General features: G+C 41.9%; 26 protein-coding genes. 12 read left to right on the top strand and 14 right to left on the bottom strand.

The window, feature by feature from the left end; genetic code table 11:
• Positions 1-38 precede the first annotated feature (38 nt).
• From ligD to dinB, 9 genes are all read right to left on the bottom strand, one after another.
• Positions 39-2,093: a DNA ligase D gene (gene ligD, locus AC3QL1_RS17855; RefSeq protein WP_492493489.1), complete on the bottom strand. Its 2,055-nt coding sequence runs from the start codon at positions 2,091-2,093 to the stop codon at positions 39-41.
• A gap of 27 nt (positions 2,094-2,120) precedes the next feature.
• The gene (locus AC3QL1_RS17850; protein ID WP_492493488.1) at positions 2,121-2,351 is read right to left on the bottom strand and encodes a hypothetical protein; all 231 of its coding nucleotides are present in this window, start codon (positions 2,349-2,351) and stop codon (positions 2,121-2,123) included.
• 601 nt (positions 2,352-2,952) lie between these two features.
• Positions 2,953-5,301 carry an ATP-dependent helicase gene (locus AC3QL1_RS17845; RefSeq protein ID WP_492493487.1) on the bottom strand — a complete coding sequence of 783 codons (2,349 nt, stop codon included), beginning with the start codon at positions 5,299-5,301 and terminating at the stop codon, positions 2,953-2,955.
• Between the two features lie 139 nt (positions 5,302-5,440).
• Entirely contained in the window at positions 5,441-5,671 is a 231-nt protein-coding gene (locus tag AC3QL1_RS17840; RefSeq protein ID WP_492493486.1) for a hypothetical protein, read from the bottom strand.
• Positions 5,672-5,682: 11 nt separating this feature from the next.
• Complete coding sequence (locus tag AC3QL1_RS17835) at positions 5,683-5,862, bottom strand: DUF2188 domain-containing protein (protein ID WP_492493485.1); 180 nt, start codon at positions 5,860-5,862, stop codon at positions 5,683-5,685.
• A gap of 4 nt (positions 5,863-5,866) precedes the next feature.
• Positions 5,867-6,046 (bottom strand): DUF3606 domain-containing protein, encoded by a 180-nt coding sequence (locus AC3QL1_RS17830; RefSeq protein ID WP_492493484.1) that lies wholly within the window; start codon positions 6,044-6,046, stop codon positions 5,867-5,869.
• Between the two features lie 155 nt (positions 6,047-6,201).
• On the bottom strand, positions 6,202-6,822 hold the full coding sequence (locus tag AC3QL1_RS17825; protein WP_492493483.1) for an alpha-ketoglutarate-dependent dioxygenase AlkB family protein: 621 nt from the start codon (positions 6,820-6,822) through the stop codon (positions 6,202-6,204).
• A gap of 14 nt (positions 6,823-6,836) precedes the next feature.
• The gene (locus AC3QL1_RS17820; RefSeq protein ID WP_492493482.1) at positions 6,837-9,941 is read right to left on the bottom strand and encodes a DNA polymerase III subunit alpha; all 3,105 of its coding nucleotides are present in this window, start codon (positions 9,939-9,941) and stop codon (positions 6,837-6,839) included.
• Positions 9,942-11,126, bottom strand: coding sequence for a DNA polymerase IV (dinB, locus tag AC3QL1_RS17815; RefSeq protein ID WP_492493481.1), 1,185 nt, complete (start codon positions 11,124-11,126; stop codon positions 9,942-9,944).
• A 330-nt stretch (positions 11,127-11,456) separates the two neighbouring features.
• Between dinB and AC3QL1_RS17810 the strand changes: the two genes are divergently transcribed.
• Complete coding sequence (locus AC3QL1_RS17810; protein WP_492493480.1) at positions 11,457-11,903, top strand: response regulator; 447 nt, start codon at positions 11,457-11,459, stop codon at positions 11,901-11,903.
• A gap of 92 nt (positions 11,904-11,995) precedes the next feature.
• Here AC3QL1_RS17810 and AC3QL1_RS17805 read toward each other — a convergent pair whose 3' ends face one another.
• The 3 genes from AC3QL1_RS17805 to AC3QL1_RS17795 form a co-directional block, all read right to left on the bottom strand.
• On the bottom strand, positions 11,996-13,192 hold the full coding sequence (locus AC3QL1_RS17805) for a lipid A-modifier LpxR family protein (RefSeq protein ID WP_492493479.1): 1,197 nt from the start codon (positions 13,190-13,192) through the stop codon (positions 11,996-11,998).
• A gap of 89 nt (positions 13,193-13,281) precedes the next feature.
• Positions 13,282-13,608, bottom strand: coding sequence for a hypothetical protein (locus AC3QL1_RS17800; protein WP_492493478.1), 327 nt, complete (start codon positions 13,606-13,608; stop codon positions 13,282-13,284).
• Positions 13,609-13,722: 114 nt separating this feature from the next.
• Positions 13,723-14,247: an NAD(P)-binding domain-containing protein gene (locus tag AC3QL1_RS17795; RefSeq protein WP_492493477.1), complete on the bottom strand. Its 525-nt coding sequence runs from the start codon at positions 14,245-14,247 to the stop codon at positions 13,723-13,725.
• 310 nt (positions 14,248-14,557) lie between these two features.
• Here AC3QL1_RS17795 and AC3QL1_RS17790 point away from each other — a divergent pair, with 310 nt between their 5' ends.
• The 3 genes from AC3QL1_RS17790 to AC3QL1_RS17780 all read left to right on the top strand — a co-directional run bounded on the left by AC3QL1_RS17790 (position 14,558) and on the right by AC3QL1_RS17780 (position 17,040).
• Positions 14,558-16,069, top strand: a complete 1,512-nt coding sequence (locus AC3QL1_RS17790) for a MauE/DoxX family redox-associated membrane protein (protein WP_492493476.1) — start codon at positions 14,558-14,560, stop codon at positions 16,067-16,069.
• Positions 16,070-16,224: 155 nt separating this feature from the next.
• Positions 16,225-16,500, top strand: coding sequence for a hypothetical protein (locus tag AC3QL1_RS17785; protein ID WP_492493475.1), 276 nt, complete (start codon positions 16,225-16,227; stop codon positions 16,498-16,500).
• A gap of 198 nt (positions 16,501-16,698) precedes the next feature.
• On the top strand, positions 16,699-17,040 hold the full coding sequence (locus AC3QL1_RS17780; RefSeq protein WP_492493474.1) for a hypothetical protein: 342 nt from the start codon (positions 16,699-16,701) through the stop codon (positions 17,038-17,040).
• Positions 17,041-17,166: 126 nt separating this feature from the next.
• Here AC3QL1_RS17780 and AC3QL1_RS17775 read toward each other — a convergent pair whose 3' ends face one another.
• Positions 17,167-17,691, bottom strand: coding sequence for an alpha/beta hydrolase family protein (locus AC3QL1_RS17775; protein ID WP_492497588.1), 525 nt, complete (start codon positions 17,689-17,691; stop codon positions 17,167-17,169).
• Here AC3QL1_RS17775 and AC3QL1_RS17770 point away from each other — a divergent pair.
• Positions 17,668-18,222 (top strand): DUF4138 domain-containing protein, encoded by a 555-nt coding sequence (locus tag AC3QL1_RS17770; protein ID WP_492493473.1) that lies wholly within the window; start codon positions 17,668-17,670, stop codon positions 18,220-18,222. The genes AC3QL1_RS17775 and AC3QL1_RS17770 overlap by 24 nt on opposite strands.
• 30 nt (positions 18,223-18,252) lie before the next feature.
• Positions 18,253-19,053 carry a hypothetical protein gene (locus tag AC3QL1_RS17765; RefSeq protein ID WP_492493472.1) on the top strand — a complete coding sequence of 267 codons (801 nt, stop codon included), beginning with the start codon at positions 18,253-18,255 and terminating at the stop codon, positions 19,051-19,053.
• Between the two features lie 507 nt (positions 19,054-19,560).
• Here AC3QL1_RS17765 and AC3QL1_RS17760 read toward each other — a convergent pair.
• Positions 19,561-19,941: a hypothetical protein gene (locus AC3QL1_RS17760; protein WP_492493471.1), complete on the bottom strand. Its 381-nt coding sequence runs from the start codon at positions 19,939-19,941 to the stop codon at positions 19,561-19,563.
• A 554-nt stretch (positions 19,942-20,495) separates the two neighbouring features.
• On the opposite strand from AC3QL1_RS17760, the gene AC3QL1_RS17755 reads away from it, so the two are divergent.
• From AC3QL1_RS17755 to AC3QL1_RS17730, 6 genes are all read left to right on the top strand, one after another.
• Positions 20,496-22,130, top strand: coding sequence for an NADP-dependent glyceraldehyde-3-phosphate dehydrogenase (locus tag AC3QL1_RS17755; RefSeq protein ID WP_492493470.1), 1,635 nt, complete (start codon positions 20,496-20,498; stop codon positions 22,128-22,130).
• 284 nt (positions 22,131-22,414) lie between these two features.
• Positions 22,415-23,239: an STAS domain-containing protein gene (locus tag AC3QL1_RS17750; RefSeq protein WP_492493469.1), complete on the top strand. Its 825-nt coding sequence runs from the start codon at positions 22,415-22,417 to the stop codon at positions 23,237-23,239.
• A 20-nt stretch (positions 23,240-23,259) separates the two neighbouring features.
• Positions 23,260-23,658: an STAS domain-containing protein gene (locus AC3QL1_RS17745; protein ID WP_492493468.1), complete on the top strand. Its 399-nt coding sequence runs from the start codon at positions 23,260-23,262 to the stop codon at positions 23,656-23,658.
• Positions 23,639-24,052, top strand: coding sequence for an anti-sigma regulatory factor (locus AC3QL1_RS17740; protein WP_492493467.1), 414 nt, complete (start codon positions 23,639-23,641; stop codon positions 24,050-24,052). The genes AC3QL1_RS17745 and AC3QL1_RS17740 overlap by 20 nt, the downstream gene beginning before the upstream one ends.
• Entirely contained in the window at positions 24,045-25,058 is a 1,014-nt protein-coding gene (locus tag AC3QL1_RS17735) for a SpoIIE family protein phosphatase (RefSeq protein WP_492493466.1), read from the top strand. Before AC3QL1_RS17740 ends, AC3QL1_RS17735 begins: the two co-directional genes overlap by 8 nt.
• Positions 25,059-25,062: 4 nt before the next feature.
• Complete coding sequence (locus AC3QL1_RS17730) at positions 25,063-26,694, top strand: sensor histidine kinase (RefSeq protein WP_492493465.1); 1,632 nt, start codon at positions 25,063-25,065, stop codon at positions 26,692-26,694.
• Positions 26,695-26,705 lie beyond the last annotated feature (11 nt).

The following is a 26,705-nucleotide window of genomic DNA, read 5'->3' as shown; positions in this document are numbered from 1 at the left end:
TATTTCTATACCGTCAAAATTTCAATTACAGCAGGGAATCAAAAAAAAATACTCTGGGCCCTGGCAAGGGCTTTATTCATATCAATTCCTTTTTTCAGGGATCCCTTGAAGATATCGCCTTCACTTTTAATTCTTGCAATGGCATTTGATATATTGAAATCCTTCATGGCAAGCCCTTTTTTTACCTCTTCCCAGTGCAGCGGCATGGAAACTGTGGCGCCTGTTTTGGGACGCAGTGAATAAGGACAGGCAATGGTGGCGCCCGGTCTGTTCTGCAGAAAGTCCAGATACATTTTACCATTGCGGTTTTTGATCTGGCGCTCCATACTGGTAAACTCCGGGAGCTGATCGTGTACGACCGAAACAATGAGTTTTGCGAACATCTGGGACTGGTCATAGGAATATTTGGCCCCAAGGGGAATGTAGATGTGAATTCCCGTCGATCCTGATGTTTTCACAAAACCCGGTATTTCGATGGCATCCAGCACTTTTTTTACTTCCTGCGCCGCCTGGATAACCTGCTCAAAAGTATTTTTATCAGGATCAAGGTCGATCACGCAGTAATCCGGATTGTCAGGATGTTTTATTGTACTAAACCACGGGTTCATTTCAATACAGCCCAGAGAGGCCATGTACAAAAGCGTGTCCTCATCACCTCCCACCAGGAATTCCTTGTCCTCACCGTCACTTGTGGTGTAGGGAAAAGTTTTGGCCCAGTCAGGGGCTTTGCCCTTGACGTCTTTCTGGTAGAAACTGGGACCATGGATCCCACCGGGAAAACGGTTCAGCGACAAGGGGCGGTCTTTGAGATAGGGCAGGATGTATTCGGCGACCTGATAATAGTAATTGAACATGTCGCGTTTGGTGTATCCGTCCTCAGGCCAGTATACTTTGCTAAGGTTGCTGAATTTAAGGCTGTGGCCTTTGATTTTTTTTACCTGCGATTCCTCTGTAGGGTTCAGCAGTGTTTTTCTGCCATTCTTTACTGGGGCGGACACCAAAGCATTTTTAGTAGTATCGGTATTTACCTCTGCACCGGAAACAGCCTGACTGGTTGGAGCTGCCGTTTCGCGCACTACCTCTGTGGCTTTTTTATCAGAGCGCATCCCTTCAAAGGAAGGATGGCGGAAAACCCCGTCTGAGGTGACCTCTGCAAAACTCACCTCACAGACCAGCGATGGTTTGAGCCAGGTAGCGGTAGCATGAGGCGGGTTGGGACGGAAGCGCGAAGGTTTATTGATATCAGGCTCCGAGGCAAAGGGAATTTTGTCGGTGATCAGCGGGGTGAATTGCTGCATCATTTCTTTCTGCAGCTTATCCCCGAATCCTGTCCCGACCTTGCCCACGTATTGCAAGCTGCCGTTTTGGTAAACCCCCAGCAGTAAGGAACTGAACTGTTTGGAAGAACCCTCATTTTTGGTAAACCCTCCAATGACCACTTCCTGGCGCTGGTTTACCTTAATTTTCAGCCACTGTTTGTTGCGGCTGTCAGGGCTGTATTCTGAACTTGCCCGTTTTGCCATAATGCCTTCCAGGCCCATCTTTTTGGCGGCCTGAAAAAAATCCAGTCCGCTTGAAGTAAAAACCTGGCTCAGGCGGATCCGGTCATCATCAGTGGGCAGTATCTGCTTGAGCAATGCCTGCCTGTCGGAGAGCGGGAGGTTCATAATATCATTTCCATTGTACCACAAAAGATCAAAAACATAATAGACCAATTCACCGTCCGCTTCGCTGCGCCAGTTCTGAAGGGCACTAAAATTGGCCTTGCCGTCCTGGCCCAGAACTACTATTTCACCATCCAGAACCGCATCGAAAGGCCATTTGGAAAGAGCTGCAGTTATGGGATAATATTTCTCTGCAAAGGATTTGTTGTTGCGTGAAGAGATGGAAACATCCCCTTTATTGATGTAGGCAAGTGCACGATAGCCATCCCATTTGAATTCATAGGTCCAGTCCGGGTCATCAAAAGGCTCACTGACAAGGGTAGCCAGCATTGGTTTTATGGCAGCAGGCATTTTCGCCTTTTTGCCATTTTTTATAAGCGCCTTGATATCCAGTGTGGTAATTTTGGATGTTTCTTTTTTTGTTTTCATCTGCAGTTCATTTTATAGCGTTACAGCTTATAAGTTATCCAGCTCCTCGGCTGCACTTTCGGTACTGCCGTCCCCGCCCGAGTTCTCATTGGTACCTTTTTCAAATTTATTGGGTTCATAACGATTGGGATCGGTGCCCGACTGATCGTGTTTGTCCGGATTTTCACCTCCGGATTTATCCGCGTAAACATTGTGCTGCTGATTGTGAAAAGGGCATTTCTGAAGGTCTTCACTGCTGTAATTATGTAAATTTTCCATGATTTTCATATTTAGGTTAATGTGTTTAAAATTAAATATATAGCGCTAATTAGCCTTATATGAAAATGTGTAATTCTTATCTAATTTACATTCGAATGCCCGATGAAATCACCAATTGTTTTATCGCTTCCGATAAGATATCATTTAAATAATTTCTATATTTGATGGGAAATAGCATCAATATTTAAATTAATGGCAATGGAAAAGGGGATGAAGCTGAAGGTTCGAAAAGAACTCGACGCAAGACAGCAGTCAAATATTATTAAATTAAAGGGAAGCTTAATCTCCAAGGGTTATACAGAGATTATACAAATTTTTGGATCAGGATGATGAATTCCATATCAATTCTTTTGAAATTGAAACGGGGGATGCCTCTGAAGTACAGGAGTTTATTACGGCATTTATTGCCAGGGAAAACCTGCAGGACAGCATCTCAATTTTTTAGTAATCACCAGATAAAATTTAAAATCTGACCTTAAAAAAAAGCGCACTGTTTAATGACAGTGCGCTTTTTTAATTTTTAAATCCGGCAGCCAAGATAAAGGCTGGATTGTAACTGTTTCATAAACGGGTGGGAGTTAGAGCGAATTGTAATTATATTTTATTCCCAAAATTTCCACCTTTTTTTCTCTTTTGCCGCACTGTCGTTTTTATCATTAGTGGATTCCGGTGTATCCCCAAAAATGTCCTGATTATCGGCAGCCAGCTCATTTTCTGAATCTTTAAAGGGATCGGGGGCAGATTTTAACTGCTCCTGCAGCTCGGTTACAGAAAAACCGGTGCCTTGTTCGGCAGCAGCATTATCGGCATAGGTGAGGTGGCGGAAACTAAAATCAATTGGTTTTTCTTTTCCTGTTTCAAAAAATTCGACCATATACTGGTTTTTTTCCATATTTACCGCTTTTATCTTTCCTTTGTTCCAAACCGGATGCATGACCAGATCGCCTTCCTTAAAGGCAGTGCTATTATCCCCCTGAACCCGGCCCTGGTTTGTTTTGCTGCTCTGAATGATTTCCCGCGACAGTTTTCCTTTTCGGACATAGAACTCCTCACTGATCTCAAAGAGAAACCTCGAAGGGTATTTGTTAAGGCCGGTAGTAAAGTTAAAGCCCTCCGAATCGGTCATGTAAAACCTTTTCTCGGCCCGGGTAACCGCCACGTACATAAGCCTTCGTTCTTCCTCAATGGCACGTTTTCTTCTTTCCTTAATTGATAATGCGCTAGGAATGACCCCTTCGGTAAAGCCACAGAGAAAAACATAAGGAAATTCAAGCCCTTTGGAAATATGAATGGTCATCAGCCTTACCTTGTCTTGCTGCTGGGTATCGGCATCCAGATCGGTATACAGGGCAATTTCCTGCAGGTACTCGATAATGTTCACAGCAGCATTGTTTTCCTTTTCCAGAAGCAGCATGGAATTTACCAGTTCCTTGATATTTTCAAGCCTGTCCTCATCACCGTCTTTTCGATAGAGTTCAGAAAGGCCGCTCTTGTCCAGTATGATTTTCACCAGGTCCGAAATGGATTTGGTTTTGGCAATTTCGCCAAGCTCGCCCAGGAGGGCCAGAAAATCCAGGGCCCCTTTTTTAGCGAGTTCCTTATCGGTGGTATTTCTTTCCAGTGCCTGCAGAAGGGAGAGATTCTGCTCTGCGGCCAAAAGACTGAGCCTTTGGAGAAATTTCTTGCCAAGACCTCGCGAGGGCTGATTGTGCATGCGCAGAAAAGAAAAATTATCTCCTTGGACGATAAGCCGTAACATAGAAAGAACATCTTTTATCTCTTTTCTCTCAAAGAAACGGATGCCTCCAAAAATGATATAGGGAATATTGTCTTTTATAAGTGCCTGTTCAATATTTCTTGAAAGATGGCTGGAGCGGTATAATATGGTGATATCAGAGTACGAGGCATCCTCGGACTGCAGTATCTGTTTTATCTCAGAAGCGATCCAGCGGCTTTCCTCAAAATCATTTTTTCCGTGGAAATGCACCACCTCAAAGCCTTCGGGCTTATCGGTAATCATATCCTTGTCTACCCTTACGGTATTGTTTTTAATGATATGGTTTCCAACCTTCAGGATATTAGGAGTGGAGCGGTAGTTGCGGTTCATGATGATGGTGCGCGTATCGGGAAAGATACTGTCAAATTCCACCAGGTATTCGGGTTTGGCGCCACGCCATTCATAAATGGTCTGATCGGGATCACCGACAAGAAAAAGGTTCTGATGCACACGTGAGAGCATCTCCACCAGATGAAACTGGCTTTCGGAACTGTCCTGGGCTTCATCGACCTGAATATAGTGCAGGTTTTCCTGCCACTTTGAAAGTACATCAGTATTGTGGTCCAAAATGAACTCGGTGAAATGTATCAGGTCATCAAAATCAAGGGCATAATTTCTTTTTTGTTTGTCCAGGTATATCTGGAAAACACGGCTGGACAGGGAATCACTCTCATCGGGCTCAAAGCTTTTGTTTTCCAGTATATATCCCAGGTAATTGGAAGTGCTTTTCTGTTTGGAAATAAAGCGCAGCACCTGTTTGAAAGTCAGGTGCTTGGAATTGATCTCAAGTTCTGCGAAGACATCCCTGAGTATGCTTTTCTGGTCTTCGGCGTCCAGTATAATAAAATTTTTCGGATAGTGTATTTTGTTGATTTCCTCGCGCAGGAACCTTACGCAAAAACCGTGATAGGTAGTGATAAAACTCACATCATAGGTATCCCCGATAAGGGCCTTCACGCGTTTTTTCATTTCCTGGGCGGCTTTATTGGTAAAGGTCACACAAAGAATATTGGAGGAATTGATCCCGAGCCTGTCCACAATATAGGCGAACCGGGAGGTAAGGGCTTTTGTTTTTCCTGATCCTGCCCCGGCAATTACCCGAACGTAGCCTTCGGTAGTTTTCACCGCCTCAAGCTGTTTATGGTTTAGGTTCTCTAAAATTGGATCAGTCATTTGTTGTTCATTTTATCTTAAGATCTCTCTGCAATAGTCTAGGATTGCACAAATTCAATCTCTGGTGTTAATTTAAAAGATCCTGAAAAGATTTACAATAAAATTAATAAATTCTTTTCAGGATCTTTTTTTCATGATGTTAAATATCGGAAAGCTTTGAGGGATCCGTTGCCTCTGCAATACTTTTTTCCTTGGGGTTGTTTTTCCCATCGGAAGGGTTCTCAGGGTCCTCGTCTTCGGTATAGTCATTCAGACGCCCGGCTTCCCCGGTGCTTCCCCCGGGCTGCATGCCCCCTGAACCGCTATAGGCACTGTTTGCATTTTCGTTAGTGTCCTGATCATTTTCGGGTGTGTTTTTATTTGTTTCCATGATTTTAATTTTTAGTCTTTTTCTCTATGATTTTCCAAAAGCTCGCGGGCCTGCTTAAGCCCTGTAGCAATGGCTATTCCTTCCTCCACGCCCTCCTGTAGCAGTGCATTGGCTATCTCGACTGCTTTTTCCCTTAACTCGGCAGGCTGGTTCTTGTAAGATGGGGGATAGTCCCCTTTATACCAGGGCATAAGATTAGTTGTTTTCGACAAGGTAATCCCTGACATCATCGGCTCTGGTGCCTGCGGCTCTCACTGCACTTTTTAATACTTCCTGGGGCACATTGAACTTTTCAGACCAATACTGCACCTCGTATGATTCGTTGATATTAATTTGCGAATCATCGGCTTTTCCTGTTTTTGATTTATCGTCCATGATTTTTATATTTTATAGTTTATCTAAAGTTACCCTAATTGGTTCACAGATAGTTATACTATAACGGCTCATTTTTACAGGATTGTAATTATGATCCCAGCCACCAGTGCAGGGACCCGATAATCAATTCTTGAAGAAAACAAACAGCCTTGTCGTTAATTTTCCTTGACCTGCCGGAAGGTGAGGTTGATCCTGGGAAGTACTTTCCTGGCAGTTTTCGGTACCTGATGTTCCCAGTAGGTATTGGTGCTTCCTGCCATGAGCAGAAACGTCCCATGATGAAGGGGTATTTCTATCGGCGGGATGCCTTTAAGGGTTTTATGGCGAAGACGGAACAGGCGCGTTTCCCCGAAAGTCACCGAGGCAATGTTCATATTCTTGTTGCTGCTGGAGGTTTTATCGCTGTGCCATCCCACACCATCACTCCCGTCCCTGTAAAGATTAAGCAGTACGGCATTAAAACCAATCCGGGTCTCTTTCTCTACACGCTCCCTGATCTGCAGCAGCTCCACAGGCCAGTTGGGATCGGATTTTCGCTCAGGCCTGTTGGTATCGCCGTACCAGGAAATCATCCTGGGGGCTGTAACCACTTTATCGTACATGGGCATTTCATATTCCCTCCAATGGGTGGTGTGGTATAAAACATTATAATAATGATCGGACTCTTCCTTACTGAAAAAGTTATCGATCAGCAGCAGGTCAGCATCGGGAAGGTCAAATATTCTTTTGCCGCCGTTTCCCGATGAAAAAATTTCGGTGTCGTTAAAAAGCATCATTTTTTGGCTGGAATTTAATTTATACTCATTTTATGATCCTGATTATGGAGAAAGGGCATGCCTTCACTGGTCATCTTAAGCCTTGGAAGGTTGATTTCATGTTCCTGCGGATAAGGCTGGCGGTCGGTCATGCTGACATCTTCGCGGATCTGCTGATGTACGGTAAATTGGCGTTCATCGGCATTTGAATAACGCGGATCGGCTATAAAAGGCATCTTGGCCATTTTGGTAACGGTGATGGTAGGAAAATGATAATCGACCTCTACATGTCCCAGCAAAAGATAACAGCCGCCGCCCTGAAAGGGATATTCCTTTAGGCTTCCGGTGAAATGGGCCGTATCGAACATTTCACCCTGGGCATCAATCCAGGTACCGAAATACATGGCGCCCATTTTGGTGGGCACATGTTTTCTCGAGATCAGGTAAGCCAGCATGCGTACTGTCTTTTTATGATAACCCAGCAAATCCTTTGCCATGACATCACCCCGGAATTTAGTCTGCAGCAGATCAAAGGGAGAGCGCGATACGGGAAAGCTCAACAGTTCAATTTCGTCAAAGGCATCCTCAAATTCTGAGCGTGCAAGCTCGGGCAGCTTGTATTCCTTGAAAGGCTCCTGAAAGAGAACCAGGCCCCTTTGCTCGGGCTTAAAGTTGACCAGAATAAGCCTGGCTATCACCAGCAATTGGTTTTTGGTTTTTCCCGTAAAACGGAATGCTCCTATGAATATCAGAATTTGCAGGGTCTCAATGCCAATGGGGATACGATTGATAAAATCCTCCAGGGATTTGTATTCCCCATTCCCCTCACGCTCTTCCTGTATAAGCACCGCTATTTTGGATTCCAGGCCCTGAAGGTGCATAAAACCCAGATATACATCAGTGCCGTATAAAGTGGTATGCAGTTCGCTTTTATTCACGCACGGATTATGGATAACCGCCCCTGACATCCGGGCCTCGTGCACATAAACTTCGGTACGGTAAAACCCTCCCTGGTTGTTGATAACCGCTACCATGAATTCTATAGGGTAGTGCACTTTCAGGTACAGGCTCTGGTAGCTTTCCACAGCGTAGGAAGCCGAGTGTGCCTTACAGAAGGAATAGCCGGCAAAGGATTCGATCTGGCGGTAAATTTCCTCGCTGAGTTTCATGGGATGGCCCTGCGCCTGACAGGAGGCAAAGAAATTATCCTTTACTTTCTGCAGCGCTTCCTTTGAGCGTCCCTTGCCCGACATCGCCCGGCGCAGGATATCCCCGTCTGCCGCCGGCAATCCCCCGTAATGCAGGGCAATTTTGATCACATCTTCCTGATAGACCATAATCCCGTAGGTTTCCCCGAGCTGCTGCTCGAAAACCGGGTGGAAGTATTCGAACTTATCGGGATGGTTATGGCGGAAAATATATTCTTTCATCATCCCTGATTGCGCCACACCCGGGCGTATGATGGAGGAGGCGGCCACCAGGGTTTTGTAGTTGTTGCACTGCAGGCGCCGAAGCAGTCCCCTCATGGCCGGGCTTTCAATGTAAAAACAGCCTATGGTTCTTCCAATGCCCAAAAACGCATTGCAGCTGGCCTCGTTCTTGGAAATGGAGGTATCGCGGATATTGAGCCTGATACCACGGTTTTTTTCAATGAGCTTCACGCTGTCATCAATGTGGCCGATACCTCTCTGGCTTAATATGTCAAACTTTTCAAGGCCTATATCCTCGGCAATATGCATGTCAAAAAGGGCAATGGGAAATCCTTTTGGGGGCATTTCAAGGGGTGTGTAATTGGTAATAGGCTCCTCGGAGATCAAAATCCCGCAGGAATGCATGCTGCGCTGGTTGGGGTATTTCTCCATCAGCATGCCGTAATGCTGCACCTCTTTGACCACTTTATTGGTGGGATGAACTGCCATCGGGTTTTTGGCCAGCACATCGAGCTCTTCCTTTGGAAGACCGAAAACCTTGCCTACTTCGCGAAATATGGAGCGGTATTTAAACTCGACATTGGTGCCGCAGAAAGCCACATGGTCATACCCGTAGCGCGAGAAGATATATTCCAAAATAATATCGCGCTCTTTCCAGCTCCAGTCAATATCAAAATCAGGCGGGCTTTTACGGTTCAGGTTCAAAAAACGCTCGAAATACAAATCAAGCTCCAGCGGGCAGATATCGGTAATGCCCAGGCAGTAGGCAATAATGCTGTTGGCCCCGCTTCCGCGTCCGATATGCAGAAATCCCTGGGAGTTGCTAAAGCGTATAATATCCCAGGTAATGAGGAAATACCCGCTGAACTCCAGCTCGTCAATTACCCGGAGTTCCTTGAACATCCTGGATTTGGCCTCCGCATTATCTTTGCCGTATCGCCACTCCAGGCCCTGTTTTGCCAGAGTGGTCAGAAGGTTCATGTCGTCTTTTCTGTTGTTGGTGTAAAACTTTTTGTTTTTTGGTGTCTTGAATTCAAATTCAAAATGGCATGCGTCAATGATTTTCTCTGTATTGGAGATGATATCCGGGTATTCCTGATAACAGGAGAGGAGCCTGTCCAAAGACACCATTATTTCAGTTTCCGCGCAGTGGTCCTCCAGGGTAAGACGCGACAAAATTACATTCAGGTCAATCGCGCGCAGCACCTTATGCAGCCTGTATTCTGTTTTGGTGCGGAAAGTTACCGGCTGGAGGATGACCATTTTGTCTATTCTGGTTTTCCAGTTGGACAATACCAGGGAAGAAAGCTTCTCGGGACGCATCCCGATGAACTCATGCTCTTTTAATTCAGCAGGTACATTCTCCAGGGGATAAATAACAAAGACATTTTCAAAATCCGGCGCATGCTGGGGCAGTGCTGTTTTTTCAAAATTATGCCGGGTCAAAAAACGGTTCATTTCCGCAAGTCCCGAAGCATTTTTTGCCAGTCCTATGAAGCGCAGCTGGTTCTCGCAGCGAAATTCCATCCCCACCACGGGCTTAATGCCCACGGCCCTGCATCCCTTTATAAAATCGTAGATTCCGGTCACCGTATTGATATCGGTTAGTGCCATAGCCGTGACCCCGCAGCTGACAGCTTTGGCAATCAGTTCTTCCAGCGGTATGGTGCCGTAACGAAGGGAGTGGAAGGAATGGCAGTTGAGGTACATTTATTTGGATTTACGTTTTAAAATTTCATTTTTATTGTTGGGTTTAAAGGAAGCCCCCGCGCAGCGCATTACCGCATCAAAGCCATAACGGGATTTCATCCTGTCCATGGCCTGATAAAGGGCCAGCATTTCCTCTGTATCCTGAAAAAGATCAATCTGGTAGGTACCGCGCACAAGCCCGCTGAACCTTACCCCGATAAGGCGCAGCCTCATACGCCGCTGGTATAATTTATCAAATAAACCCGTAACGGTCTGGGTGAGGATATGATCCGCTGAGGTATACTGCACGCGGCACTGTTTGGTCTCGGTATCAAAATTGGCATAACGGATCTTAACGGTTACGGTCGAAGTAAGCCACTCTTCGGAGCGGAGCTGAAAGGCCAGTTTTTCCACCATGCCCAGAATAACCCTTTTGAGCTTTTCAATATCAATGGTATCCTCAGAGAAGGTGTGTTCTGTGGAAATTGACTTTCTCTCGGTGTAGGGCTCAACGGGATTATGGTCAATGCCGTTGGCTTTTTTCCAGAGCTCAATGCCGTTTTTGCCAATCATTTTCTGCAGCGCTTCGGCGGGCATTTCCGAGAGGGTTTTGATATTTCTGATCCCGATGCGTGAAAGCAGTTCAAAAGTTTTCTCTCCCACCATGGGTATTTTGCGGATGGAAAGCGGATTTAAGAACGACTGGACCATGTGCTGGGGAATCTGCAGGTTCTGCTTTTGTTTCCCCTCACCGGTACCGATTTTGGAAACGGTCTTGTTGATCGAAAGGGCAAAGGTCAGGGGAAGGCCGGTTTCCTTTATGATAGTCCGGGCCAGTTCACTGGTCCATTTATAGCTCCCGTAGAATTTATCCATTCCTGTGATATCCAGGTAAAATTCATCAATGCTGGCTTTCTCCACCACGGGCGCCTTTTCCTGGATAATTTCGGTAATGTCATGGGAGAGCCTGGAGTAGAGCTCCATGTCGCCTTTCATGATTTTGGCCTGGGGGCAGAGTTTCATGGCCATATGAATCGGCATGGCCGATCGCACTCCAAATCTTCTGGCTTCATAGGAACACGAGGCCACAACGCCTCTCTCACCACCGCCTATAATCAGTGGGATGCCGTTTAATTCTGAATTGGTAAGCCTTTCGCAGGAGACGAAAAACGTATTCATATCGATATGTACAATTGACCTTTCCATGCTCTTTTCTCATTTGATACAGTTCAAAATTAGCACAGATAGTAACAATGTTATACAGGTAATTTGTTCTAATTTGGAACAAAATTGTTTAATCATTATTTTCGCACACGCCAAAGAGCCCAAAACACTGAAATTTTAAAAAACAGCCCGGAAATCCCCGGAAAAGAAAAAGATTTTTTTAATGTGTTTTTTCTTAAATATGAGTATCTTTACCGTCCCCCGATCACATGCCTGCTAGTTCTATAGCTTTGAATTTACAAGTTTTTGTAAATTACATATCACATGCTTATTGCCCAATTCTCGTTTAACCATTAATAGTCAATTATGGGTTTGGAAAATTACGATTCTCACAGGTATATTTACCTGGCAGATGATGACGAGGATGACAGGTCGTTCTTTAGTGAGGCCATCGGGGAACTCGACCCCTCAGTTATTCTAAAACAGGCCAGCGACGGCATGGAGCTCATGCAGATTCTCCATACCCTAAACGATCCGCTTCCCGAGATCATTTTCCTTGATATCAACATGCCCGGTATCAGCGGTTTTGAGTGTCTGGAAGAAATCCGGAAACTCGATGGGGCCATCCATGAGGTCAGGATCATTATTCTCTCCACCAGCAATGATCCCGAGAATATAGACAAGGCCCTCAGGCTTGGGGCAAGCTTCTATGCGGTAAAGCCCAATAACTTTAATATCCTGAAATCCTTCCTTGCCGATGTCTTGAAAATAGACTGCAAAAGCTCATCGAATGGCAGCCGGAAATTTCGATTGATTTGACAAGTACCATTATGGCAAAAAAAGACGGCAAAAGGGGCTGTACCTAACTATAGGGTAAAGCATAATTAAACTACGCGAAAGGAAGCGGATATTTACCTGTTCCAGCGGGGAGGGGAATAGCCAAGGGAGATGCCTCCCCAGGAATGAAATTTTTTGCCTCCACTGTATTCCTGGCTTCTTCCGTATAGGGCGTAGCGGAGGTAAAGCCGGTCAAAAAGCAGCAGATTCACACCCGCGGTCAGATCAAAGGCCAGGCGGTTTATATCGCTGTGGGGGATTTTGTATACGCTGTGATCTGCAAACATCAGCCCTTCCAGGGTGGTGTTGTATCCTACAACCCGTATTTCAGGACCAACAAAGACATTCATCCTGATAACCGGTGTAGCTGCCGCCAGGGGCGCAAGTGAGGCGCCGGGAACAGCCGGGGAATAGTCCTGCATGAGCCCTGCATTGAGATTTAGAATATTTATTTTAAATCCTGCCCTGATATTGGTGGTGTAGGTGCCCAGTTCTGCCGCACCGCGCAACCGGAGCTGCAGCCACCGGCAGTTTGCCACGCTCAGCAGTCCTGGAAAAACAGGATGCTCGATCCGAAAATTATAGTTCAGCACAAAAGACCCGTGATATCCGATCTGGTTGTCCCAGCCCATAGGTACGGGACGGTCCGTGCCCAGCCAATGGTGCCGGTGGATATAGGACTGCGCGTTTCCCGGCAGCGAGGTTCCCACAAGGCCCAGTACCAGTTCGCTCTCCAGCACTGTTCCTTTTGGAAGATCATAGGAAGTATTTCCAATATTTACAAACATGAGAGAGGCATAGGGCCTGTCATCGGTAAGGGGAGCAGTAGCAGTTAGATCCTGGGGCGTGTAGGCGGTACCCCCGATACCCGCGCGCTGTATGGTCAGGGACTGGCCGGGCGCTTTGAATTTAAAAAAAGGAAGCCATGGGAGAAGCTCGCCAAAACGAAGCTCCATTTTCAGGCTGCCGGTGTAATTCTCATCGCGATTATTGATGGCCAGAAAATCATTCTCGGTAGTGAGGATTCCCTGCACGCCTTTTCCCTGGGCCATTACATCCAAAAAAGACAGCAAAAGCAGTATCGATAAAAGCAAGCGATTAAATGGGCTATAGGCAAACATATTACTATGGTTTAAGGCAGGCAGCAACTGCCGGAAAAGCATGATGCTGCAATAAAATAAGATATTTCCTAATTTTACATACCCTAAAGATAAAAAAAATATTTGAATGCAATGCGCTCTTGAGTGAGCAATAATTTTCCTACCTGCCATGATGCCCGCCTCTTTTCATCAGGCAGCGGACCACCGAAATTGGAGATCAAAATAAAAAACGGGCTTCCACAGCCTTTTAGGATCCCTTGCTAATTCAGGCACATAGTGGTGTACTCGATCTCGCTTTTGATGGCTAAAAAGTCATGGGCAAAGTACATTTTAATAAGATGCAGGCACTGCTCCCAGGTAAAAAGTTTTGCTTTTATCTTTTTATCCTGGTTCTCCCCGTAGGTGAATACCAGCTCCAGTGTATTTTGAATTTCAAGCACGTACTCCTGATCTGCGTGCCCGAGCCAGAAACAGGCATGCTCGCCGCTTCTTGACAGTATCTGCTCTATGGCAATCAGGGCATCCTCGAGGGAGGCATTATCCACTGATTGGCCCCAATTTTTCTCAATCCAAAATTTTGTTTTCATACTCTTCCAGGTAAAGTTCCAGCTCAATTATCTCCTATAAGTACCTACGAGATAGATTGGTAATCGGTTTTACTTTTTTAAAGTATAGCAATACCTATTGTGTTTGTTTTTGTTTTAATTGAGCATTTCACCCAGGTCAAGGGCCGAGAGACTTAAAGTCTCCAGAAAGGCCTTTGCCTTTTTTTTGGCGTTTTTATCCTGGCCTTCAAAAAATATTTTACAGGCTTGCTGCTCTGGCAGGGCCGGATTTGCTTTTAAGGTGTTATAAAGGCGAATGATATGGGCGCTTGGCAGTAAATCGGCAAGGGCATCGCTGGATCGGGGATCAGTGTAGAGCTGAGGAAGTGATTCCAGGCAGAAAAAAGCATTATTGGTGTGCAGTATAGTTTTTCCCTTCATATCGGGCAGTAGCTCGATCATGCCCTGAAGATCCTGTCGGGCAACAAACAGGATAATGATCTCTGATACGGCTGCTTCCCCGATACTTACCAGTTCTGCATTGGTGCCGATTTTCTCTACCGACTCCCTTACCAGGGTATTTCCCCGGGGATTGTTAATCAGGACCTGATGGCCTGATGCCACGGCCCTGTGCGCTAAGCCAAGGGTAATGCTTCCCACTCCAATAATTCCAATTTTCATAATTCCAGATTAATTTCCAAGCCATGACAGGGGATCAGGTATCGGACTGTTACCAATCAAAACAATGTTGAGGAAGTCTAGATTCCGGATAGAATCAAATTTCTCACTCATGTGAATTTAATTCTTTTCAAAGAAATGCCAACAGGTATTTCTACTTGTTTTTGTGTTCTGTATCCATTGCGAGGAAATTGGCATGTTTTTTAAAACTTCTGGCTTTTTTCCGGTAATAACTATAAGAAAAAACTGCTATAAATTTGTTTGTCATTTCCTGTTATAGGATTGTAAGGGAGTAATCTGAAAAAAATAGATCATGAAATCACCAGCCCATTTTAGAAATCTTTTCACTGAAATCACAAGCCTTTTATTTGTGCTTCTATTTGTTTATGCAGCGACAAGCAAATTATTGGATTTTGAGAACTTCAGGGTACAGCTGGGACAATCTCCGCTTTTAAGTGCCTTTGCCTCATGGATTTCCTGGCTTGTTCCCCTAACAGAGCTTGGGATAGCGGTACTTTTAGTCATCCCTAAATGGCGGTTCATTGGCCTTTTTTTATCCCTGGCGATGATGAGCATGTTTACAGCATACATTTTTATTGTCCTGCATTACAGCTCCTTTGTGCCCTGTTCCTGCGGGGGTATCCTGGAGAAAATGAGCTGGGACGCACACCTTCTCTTTAATATTGCCTTTGTTCTTCTCTCACTGGCAGCACTGCTGTGGCATAACGGGTCTAAACATACCACTAGCACCAAAAAAACCTACACTGTCCCGTCCAAATGGATCGCGCCGCTTATGGCATGCAGTATTTTGAGTGTCGTAGTTTTATTCCTGAGCTCCGAGCAGATCATCCATCAGGATAACCCTTTTATCAGACGCTATCCCCCGCATCCGGTGGAATTCTCCAATGCCCTGGAATTAAAGATTAATTCCTATTACCTGGCAGGATTCACCGGGGGAAGATTGTATCTGGGAAACCATAGTAACCCGCTGCACATAGAATACACAGATAAAAACTTGCAAAACAGGAAGATCACAAATATTTCTTTTGACCCCGGGAAAATACCCTTTAAATCAGTGGTGATTAGTATCAGGGGCTCCTATTTTTACCTCTGCGACGGCAGTGTGCCCAAGATTTTCAGGGGCAGTTTAAAGGATTGGAGGATAAATAAAGAACTAAAAGGGGTTCCTTATTTTACCCTGGCCGTACCACTTGACAGTACCACTGTGGCATTCCGGTCCAACAATGCAAAAAATGCGGCCAATGTCCTGGGGGTCTTCCGAGATGGGGAGCATCCCGATATAAAATACCGCCGGGATCTTCTCGAGCGCCAGCTGGACGGTATTTTTGATACCGATGGCACGCTGATGTACAGCGAGGAGCTGCAGAGAATCCTTTACCTGTACTATTACCGCAATGGATTTATTGTGGCAGATAAAAACGGCCGCCTTGATCACAGAGGAAACACGATCGATACGGTAAAGCATGCCAGGATCAAAGTAACGACACTGGATAACGGGAAACAGCACGTGATGTCCTCGCCGCCATTTGTGGTCAATTCCCGCGCGGCTGTGTGTGAGAACTTACTTTTTGTCCACTCCAAAGTAAAAGGGAAGTATGAAAGCGATAGACTCTGGGAAAGCTCTTTTATCATTGACGTGTATGACCTGCACACCAATGCTTATATCATGAGCTTTCCGGTCTATCATACGGCAAATAAGGTATTGAATTCCCTGCTTGCTACCCCAACGCATCTCTATGCCCTGATTGGAAGTGATCTTGTGGTCTATGAGATACATGATATACTGAGAAAAGAAATGAAATGAAATGAAAAAGAAATAAAAATGAATAGGAAAAAATGAAATGAAGAATACTTAAAAAACATAATTCCAAAAACCAATGATATACCGGCCGGTGTCAGGAATAAGATCGAACACCTGTATAAAAAAGTAGATCACTCTATAACTTAAAATTAAATATTATGAAAACGTTATTTTTTAAAAACATGATGCCAATTGCTGTTATAGCACTTGGAATTTCAGGAGCCTTTGTAACCACTTCGATGCAAAGCGTTTCCAAAACTGAAACTGCGCCTAAAGTTGGCTTTGTTCGAATTCCAAACACTATGAAATGTAGCGATGTTTCAGTGAATTGTAACACTACCCCAACTCCTTTCTTATGTCAGCTGGGAGCAAATATTGCTTATGACAAGGATCCTGCCACCAATAATTGCGTGCAGCCTTTATACCGTCCATAAGATAAGTATGGGATATTTTTAATGGACAATGCAGTTTAAATAAACTGCATTGTTTTTAATTGATATGAATATTTTCTGTTTTCACCTTTAAAACCCCAAAATCCAGCCTTTTAACAAAGAAGCACAAATTTTAATTCTTTGCAGGGAATACTTGTGATGGCGCACTAGCCAGATTTTTTTTCAATTATAAGGATGAAAATGAGTGACAGCAGAAAAAAAATTAGCCAATTTAATAATTCAAAATTAAAAAGTATGAAAACTTTATTTTTAAAAAACAGTATACCATTTGCTGTTATAGTATTGGGAGTTTGCGGGGCTTTTCTAACTACTTCCATGCAAAGTATTTCCAAAACGGATACTGCGCCGAAATTAGGTTACCTTCGAAATTCAAACAGTATTAAATGTAGCCAAGTGGCTGTTAATTGTAGTGACACCCCAAGCCCTTTCCTTTGCCAACTGGGAGGCACTTCAGGACCAATTGCCTATGACAAGGTTCTTGCTACCAATGATTGTATAAATCCTTTGTATCGTTTAAATTAGGGAAATGTACTAAAATTATTGCAGTTCTATTTGACACTGCTATATTTAAGAAAAAACATATTTTTTATGACAGCAAGAGGCAGTTATAAAAATAGTAATGCAGTTCCTTTGGAACTGCATTACTATTTATTTAGTACCATCTGTAACCCATTTCAAAGACTGATTATCTTTTAGATAATAATCAAACCATTCCAGCATCCTTTGCGTAACGTCTGCTTGATTTGAAGGTTTAATAATAACATGGCCTTCCTCTGGATAAAGCAGCATAATGCTTTTTTTTCCGAGTCTGCGAAGGGCAAGATAGTATTCCAGACTCTGGTGTGTGTCCACCAGTATGTCTTCTTTTCCAGTCCAGATAAGCACAGGGGTCGTGATATTGGCTACATGAACAAGAGGTGAGTTTGCATTGTAAAGATCTGGGGCTTCATAGGGAGTTTTATTCATCCTCCACTGCTCTCCCACAAAGCGCCACATATCGGCTTTTCTTAATTGCGGACTTACGGTGTGATAAAAACTGTTCAGATCGGTAATGGCGCCACTGGCAATCGCTGCCGTGAAAATAGTGGTCTGGGTAATGATAAACGCGGTCTCGTAGCCTCCGAAGGAATGCCCTAAAAGCCCGGTAAATTGTACGGATTTGTTTTGAACTATGACGAGCAGTGCCCGGATCTGAACCTTATTGCCGACAATTCAATTGTGGTGCACCGCGATATTCAGTTCTCCCTTGAGAATGAGAATAAAAAGGAAATAGAACAGTATGCCAGGCTGGCCCTTTACAAAAACCAGCAAAAAATTGACCTGAGAAAGGAAAGCTCGAAGATCACCCTGGAGCTTACAGGTTTATTTATTCATCAGGAAGTCGTGTATTTCAGGTTGGTATTGGGCAATGACTCCAACGTTTCTTTCGATATGGACCAGCTGCGCTTTTTTATCTGTGACCAGAGAAGATCAACCCGCACGGCCGTGCAGGAAATTGAGATCTCTCCACTGTTAATAACCTCTGACCCGCTAAGGATTCCCGATAATTCCAAAGTGGCGATAGTGGCGGCGCTGCCCAAATTTACTGTGCCGAAGAAAAAAATCCTAACCATACAGCTCGTTGAGCGAAATGCCCAGAGGCAGGTAGCGATTAATATGAACAGCCGTGATTTCCTTGGCCTGGATATACTCAATATTTTATAAATAAATTACTAATTTTTTAAATCTGTTATTATGAACGAGAATAATTTTGAATACTTGCGCGATCAGCTCAAGTATACCGGATTTGGTGAGGCGCTGGAGATAGAATTAAGAGAAAAACTAAAACAGCAGCAGCCCAGTTTTATATTATACCATGAGACCTATTATGAGGACCGCGTGGCCAGGGCAACGCTGAACTTCAGCAAGGTAAAGGACGGTGATATGTATTTCTTTAATTCCTATAAGGTGGAATTGCAGAAAGAAAACATATCAGATGCACTGGAACATACTTTTCATATCTATAAGGGTTCCAATATTACCATGAAAGAGGCCTATAACCTTATGATGGGAAGGGCGGTTAACAAGGACTTTGTAAATAAGGAGGGACAATCATATAACACCTGGGTTCAGATGGATTTTAAAAACAGCGATGAGAACGGGAATTTTAAACTCCAGCAGTATCATCAGAATTATGGTTTTGACCTGGTTGGTACATTGGCCCAATATCCGATAAAGGAACTTGAAAATCAGAATTATAAAGAGGACCTTATCCGCTCGCTGAAGAAAGGAAACCTGCAGGCAGTCACATTTTTGAAAGATGGCCAGCAGGTTAAGGGCTACATCGAGGCATGCCCGCAATTCAAGACTATTGGGATTTTTGATGATGCGATGAAAAAAAAGGACAACAGGCATTATAAGGACCTCAAGCAATTGGATGTGTCCTATGAGGTGGTGGGGGAAAATAAAAAAAAAAGCCTTCAGGCAGATGAAAGTGCCAAAGAGCCCATTCAAGAAACAAAACAAGGCAGGGGAAGAGGTAAATCCATCCACTGAGCAAAATCAGTTAAATCTGCTGATGTTTTTTTTCTCGGCCGCAGAAAAGGACTACCGTATCGGTCCCACACACCTTGGATTGTTCGCTGCCCTTCTGCACTACAGTGCCCGGCAGGGATTCATCAATCCCATCAGGGCCTTCAACAGGGAGATTATGGCTGTTGCCAAAATAGCAGGCGCGAACACCTATTCCAAGCACATAAGGGAACTGAATGAGTACGGATACCTGCGCTTTGAGCCTTCCTTCAAGAAAAACAAGCCCAGCTGTATTTACTTATTTGACATGAATTGATTACTTTAAAACCAGGGTAGTGGGCATTTTGAATGTCCGGGTTTTAATTTTTACTAATTTTTGAAAAATTGTGTAAAGCTGTATTATAGTAAAGGTGACAATGTTCACTGAAGATAGGGAAGGTACCCAGGTTTTCTATGGAATAAAAACATAAAAATTATTTGCAAAAGGCACACCATAGGTGTGCCTTTTCTTTCTAGTTATAACAAATGGATCTATTGCTGATCTTCTTTGTTCACGTTACTTTTTTGTTCGTCATTGGTTAAGATATCTTCCTTATCTATGACGTTGTTTGTATTGAGATTTTTATCTGAATCACGATTTTTATTGATTTCAAAATCATTTTCAGGATGTTTTAAATCCTCTACAAACTCTTCCTGATATTGGTACGGATCCTCGTCTCTCGCATAATTATCGTTGTCTACAAGCGTATTTTGCTCTATAAAATCAGGATCGCTTTCTCCAAATTCTGTTTTTTGATCTTTTGAAGCTTCAGTTTTATATTGATCTTCGTTAATATTATTACCGTCAACAAGGGTATTTTGATCAATATAATCTGGGTCTGTGTTACCGTATTCGTGGTTTAGATTTTCCATAACGCTGTTTTTTAAATTTTTGATTCATTATTTTGTGAGAAAGAATTCTATTCTCACATTTTAATTTGCCTTTTAATTGCAGTTATTTTTGAAATTAACTTTTCAGAATTGCCTCTTAAAAGTGTCTTTTACAAATAAAAGTGTCTTTTACAAATTTATAATAGTTCGTTATTTAATTATTTATAGAAAAATAGTTCATAGTTGCATAATTCATAGCTACTTATGAAAAAGAAAATAGAGGAATAAAGAAAAGTAATTGCAGGATTTCTTTTGGTCAATATCCTTTGTTTAATTTTAATATTGGATTTAATCTGGCTGCAAACTTATTTTTATAACATTGACAAAACTTTAAATATCAAGGAATTTCCTCTTCAAATTAACGAAATACAGTCAAAGGCAAATCTGCTGATTTCGTTAAGCATTGGTTTTACTTTCTTTATATTTATGGTATACTCATTGCCAATTAAATGGATTGTTGTAATTTGTTAATCCGTTAATGGCGGATAAAACTTAAATTTTAGTTTAAATCCGATTTTAAAATTAAATAGACACATATGGAAAATTTACAAGCATCCTTAACAGCTATCGATAGTCTGTTTGTGGAGGAAAATGGAATTCCTCAAGAATACAAAATCGAAGAAATTCACCAGCGCGAATATCTTTTAAATGGAAAACTGGTTCCGTGGAATGGAGACGTTACCGAAGTTTTTTCTCCTGTTTTTGTTCAGGGCAAAAATGGCCCCGAACGCAAACTGGTAGGAACTATACCGCATACCACATCAAAAGAAGCAATGGAATCTTTGGATGCTGCCGTTGCCGCTTATGATGACGGGCAGGGCGTGTGGCCAACAATGAGCGTAGAGGACAGAATCAAATGCATGCAGAAATTTGTTTACCTGATGATTCAACAGCGCGAACTGGTAATCAAACTTTTAATGTGGGAAATTGGAAAAAGCCTGCCCGATTCAACAAAAGAATTTGACAGAACAGTAGAGTATATCAATGCGACAATTGATGCTTTGAAAGACCTGGACAGACAATCTTCAAGATTTGAAGAAGCTGAAGGAGTTCTGGCGCAGATCAGAAGATCTTCACTTGGTGTGGTTCTTAGCATGGGGCCTTTTAATTATCCTTTAAATGAAATTTTCACCACTTTGATTCCGGCACTTATAATGGGAAACACCATTTTATTTAAGTTGCCAAAACATGGTGTTTTAGCCCATTATCCGCTGCTAAATGCCTTTAAGGAAGCGTTTCCCCCGGGAACAGTAAACACGCTTTACGGAAGAGGGGCAGAGATAATTTCTCCGCTTATGGAAAGTGGAAAAGTAAATGTACTGGCTTTCATTGGATCAAGTAAAGTAGCCAATGGATTAAAAAAACTGCATCCAAAAGCAAACAGACTACGATCTATCTTAAGCCTTGATGCAAAAAATGCCGCTATTGTAACCAAACACGCAGATCTTAATGTGGCTGTAAATGAATGTTTGTTGGGATCATTATCTTTTAACGGACAGCGTTGTACAGCATTAAAATTAATTTTTGTGCAGAAAGAAGTAGCGGATGAATTTGTGAAGAAATTAAGCGATGCCGTAGCTGCTTTAAAACCGGGGCTTCCATGGGATAAAGATGTAAAAATTACGCCGCTTCCCGAATTTGATAAGCCGGCTTATCTTAAAACCTGTCTGGATGACGCCATAGCAAATGGTGCAAAAATAATAAATGAAAACGGAGGATATACCAATAATTCATTTGTTTTTCCTGCCGTTGTTTATCCGGTAAATGACAAAATGAAATTGTATCACGAAGAGCAGTTTGGCCCTATTATTCCGATTGTTCCGTTTGATTCCATCGATGAACCTATTGACTATCAAATCAATGCTTCTCACGGAATGCAGGTAAGTATATTTAGTGAAGATCCAAAAGAAGTAGCAACGCTGATTGATCCTTTTGTGAATCTGGTAAGCCGTGTAAATATTAATTGCCAGTCACAACGCGGACCGGATGTTTTTCCTTTTACAGGAAGAAAAGACAGTGCGGAGGGTACCTTATCAATATCTGATGCCCTTCGTTCTTTTTCGATTCGTTCATTGGTTGCCACTAAAGCTACAGATGCCAATAAAAAATTATTTAATTCAATTGTAAGAGATCATGATTCTAATTTTTTAAGCACGGATTATATCTTCTGATAAAGCGAAAAAATAATTACCAATAACAAAAACCTGCTCTCTTTTTGCGAGCAGGTTTTTCTTTAATATGGTTTTGCGCAAAATATAAATTATTGCCAATCGTATAAGATATCAAATTCAGAAACAAACAGGATAAAAAACAGAATTCTTTGAATAATTAACGAAATAACCATTAAAAGCGGTAATAAAATTCAATTAATTTGTTATTGTCTTTTTATACTCTTTTACATATTAAAAAGGATTAATTTGTTATATTTGTTTACGAAAATTTAAATTTACCACAAATGCAAAATAATCTTCTTGGTGGCTTAAGAGAGCACGAAAATAAATTACTTACAATCTGGTCTCAACTTCTAATAGAAAACGGATCAACAGACGGGGCTACCGAAGAGGAGGAGTCGAAAGAGTTCTCGTCACTTTTACTGGATGCGTTATCTCGCACAAACAATTCAGATTCACAGGAATTTGAAAAAGTTTATGATTTACTGATGGGTATTTCAAGTTCAAGAGCAAAACGCGGATTTTCACCAAGAGAAAATGCTCAGTATCTTATTTCATTTAAAGAAGCTGCTTCAAGAATTCTTTCAGAAACAGAAAATGACAAAGAAAAATTGTACAGTGCCAATTTACAATTAAATGCTGTTTTAGATAACATGACCATTATGACTTTCGAATCTTACATGAAAGGCCGTGAGGATGTTATTTCAAGACAGGTAGATGAAATAAGCGAAATTTCAACTCCGGTAATCAGAGTTTGGGACGGCGTTGTGGCATTGCCAATTATCGGAACTCTGGACAGTTCAAGAACACAAGTTGTAATGGAGAATCTTTTACAGCAAATCGTAGATACAGGAAGTTCTATAGCAATACTTGATATATCAGGTGTACCGGCAGTAGATTCTCTTGTAGCACAGCATCTTATCAAAACAGTAAGCGCAACCCGATTAATGGGTGCAGAATGTATTATTAGCGGAATTCGCCCGGAAATTGCTCAGACAGTAGTACATTTAGGGATAGATCTTACCGGTATTATTACAAAAGCATCTCTTGCAAGTGCTTTGCAAACCGCTTTTGAAATGCTGCAGCTAACTGTTGTTAAGAGAAAATAATCGAATAAGATTTTAATAATATGGAAAGAATTCCTATACTTAAGATGGGAGATTTTCTGCTGGTTACCATACAAGTTGATTTGTATGACCAATTAGCAGAAAATCTTGAATCTGACTTGATAAATACTATTAATAAACACAGCTCAAAAGGCGTGTTAATTGATATATCAGCTGTTTCTATTATTGATTCCTTTATGGGAAGAATTTTGGGAAATATTGCTGTGATGTCTAAAATCATGGATGCGCAAACAGTAGTAGTTGGTATGCAGCCTGCTGTTGCAATCACCCTTGTTGAACTTGGATTATCCTTAAATGGTGTTATAAGCGCTCTTAATGTTGAAAAAGGGATGGATCTGCTTCGCGCAAAAATGTATAATGGCGATAATGAAGAGCAGATTTATGATAACGACGACGAATAAAGAAGAAATCCCGATTGTAAAAGAGCAGGACGTGGTTCCTTTGCGTAATCGTGTCAAAGAGTATGGTGTAAAAATTGGAATGAGTATACTAAATCAGACCAAGTTAATTACAGCTACCAGCGAACTCGTTCGTAATCTTTTAAAATATGGAGGTGGCGGAAAAGTCATAATAGAAGCAGTTAATAATGGACGTGATAATGGGGTAAGAGTTACTTTTATAGATAACGGTCCTGGTATAAAAGATGTGGAATTAGCAATGAAAGACGGATATAGCACAGGAAAAAGTCTGGGGCTTGGTTTACCGGGCACAAAAAGACTCGTCAATGAATTTGACATAAAAACAGAATTTGGAAACGGGACAACCGTAACTATAATAAAATGGAAAAATGGATAATACTTTTTCCAGTTATAAAATTGATGATCGAAGCTTAATACCTTTTATTAAGAGAGAAATACATAATCTGGCACTTCAAATAGGATTTACACCACACAGGGCAGCTGAAACCGATATTATTATCGCCGAACTGACTTCAAATCTTATTAAATACGCTAATGGGGGAGAACTTTTATACAGAGCCCATTTAGATGAAGGACAAAATCAAATTGAAATTTATTGTATTGACCATGGTAAAGGAATTGATAATATCGTGAAGATAATGAGCGATGGTTATTCTTCCTCCAATACACTGGGCAATGGATTGGGTGCAATTAAGAGATTAAGCAACGACTTTCAAATTTACTCCATGAGAAATTGGGGTACGATTCAATATATAAAAATTTCCGATAAGTCAGAGAATCCCGTTTCTGCTTTAGTAAACGGTTTTAATTTTTCAGCAATCAGAGTAAATTATCCAGGAGAAAAAGTCTGTGGAGACGGATATCACGTGAAACAGCTAAAAGATGGTTTTCAGATTTTTGTTGGCGACGGATTAGGACACGGAGCAAATGCAAATGAGGCTGTGCAGCAGGCAATAAAAGCGTTTAGGCAAACACGCGAGACAGAACCTGCGACCATACTCAGGGATATTCATGATGAAGTAAAAAAGACCAGAGGCCTTGTAGCCACTGTAGCAACGGTAGATTATAAAACCGAAAGCTGGAATATTTGCGGCATTGGAAATATAAATACCCGAATATTTCGCGGAATGGAGAATAAAACCTACACGCCTTACAATGGAATTATAGGTCATAATATACCGCGTACCTTAAATAGCGCAGTTGTTCCATACGAAAAGCATCAGGTTATTGTCATGCACAGCGACGGATTGCGCACCAGATGGAACCTTAATGATTTGACTTCCATTATCAAGCAAAATCCCGGAGTAATTGCAGCAGCATTGTTTAAAGACAATATTAGAGGAACCGATGATGCTACTGTGTTTATTGGAAAAATAATTTAATGCTATGAAGGAAATTGTAAAAATTAATCTTGATAATGAAATGGACCTGATTCTGGCCCATAAGCGCTCTATGAAAATAGCCGAGATGTGCGGTATGCCATCTTCGGCGCAAACAAGATTTTCTACAGCGGTATCAGAAGTGGCAAGATGTTCTATTGCAAATGGTAAAAACTCGGTATTGGTTATCGGAATTAATATCATCAGGGCTACCCAAAAAGAAATATTAGCAATCCTGACAGACAGCGTAGATTTACAACAATGCAATCCTGAAGCCTTTAAATACGCAGCAAAAATTTCCGGAAATATTCAGTACAGCTTTTCAAACAATCAATTTACTACCACATTAAGCCAGCCCGTATTAGCGCCCGGACTTTTATCAGATACAAAAATAAAGAGCCTCGTAGACTATTTTAAGTACGAACCGCCTTTATCTCCATATGATGAGATCCGAAAGAAAAATATTGAACTGATTGCATTATCTGAAAAGCTTGGAGAAAGTGAAAACAGATACAGGCAATTAGCCAATACGATTCCGGTCTTGATTTGTATTGTAAATGAACGCAACAATGTTCTTTTATCAAATGAATCCTTTAATGAATATCTGCAGGTTACGCTCTCTGTATTTGATAAAAAAAGCATGAGCGCCTTTGTTCATCCTGATGATTTGGATACCATATCAGAAGGCTGGAGCAAAGCCAAAAAAAGCCGTTCGCAATTTATAGGAGAAACAAGAATTAAAAAAGGCTCAGAATATGTCTGGCATCTTATTTCCATTGTTCCCAATAAGTCAGAAGACAACACATTCAACAGCTGGATTATTTATTTTGTGGACATCAATGCACAGAAAAAAGTAGTTGAAGCCCTAAAAGATAATTCTGAACTAAAAGAAATTCAGCGTGAACTGGAAACAGCCAACTCAAAATTAGTATTCAAAAACAAAGAATTACAGCAATTTGCCTTTGTAGCCAGTCACGATTTGCAGGAACCGCTTCGTAAAATTATGATCATGCTTTCCAGAGCTGGAAATAATTTATCAGAAGAACAGAAAAAGGAATATTATTTTGATAAAATAACCCTTGCAGCGGGCAGATTATCCAATTTAATCTCAGACGTTTTAAATTATTCCAGAATCGATAATAAAATTTTGCAATTTGCACAAGTTGACCTAAACGATATTATTGAAGAAGCTTTGGGTGATTTAAGCATGGTGATCGAAGAGAAAAACGCCTATATAAAGGTAAATACACTGCCAAAGGTTTTTGGACTCGATACTCAGCTTCGTCAGTTGTTTTATAATCTGATTAGTAATGCCTTAAAATTTACTACTTCAGAACCTTCAGTTACTATTTCCTTAACGGATAGTTTTCCCGACAGTATTGATTTTGCCGATAATACCCTTGCGTCAGAAGATTATCATATTATTTGCATTGCCGATAATGGTATTGGAATGGACAGCAAATATTCAGGCCGAATATTTGATATGTTTCAACGACTTCATGAGCGCGATCAATTTGGAGGAAATGGTATTGGACTTGCTTTATGCAGACGAATTGTAGAAAACCATAACGGTTTCATTAATTTTACAAGTCAGCCCAATGAAGGAACTACTTTTTGGATATTCCTTCCAAAGCATTAAAATATGCTTCA

The organism is Flavobacterium sp. GW823-FHT04A11 (assembly GCF_058796535.1).
Note: the sequence above shows the minus strand (reverse complement) of the source record. Positions and strands in the feature narration are given on the sequence as shown.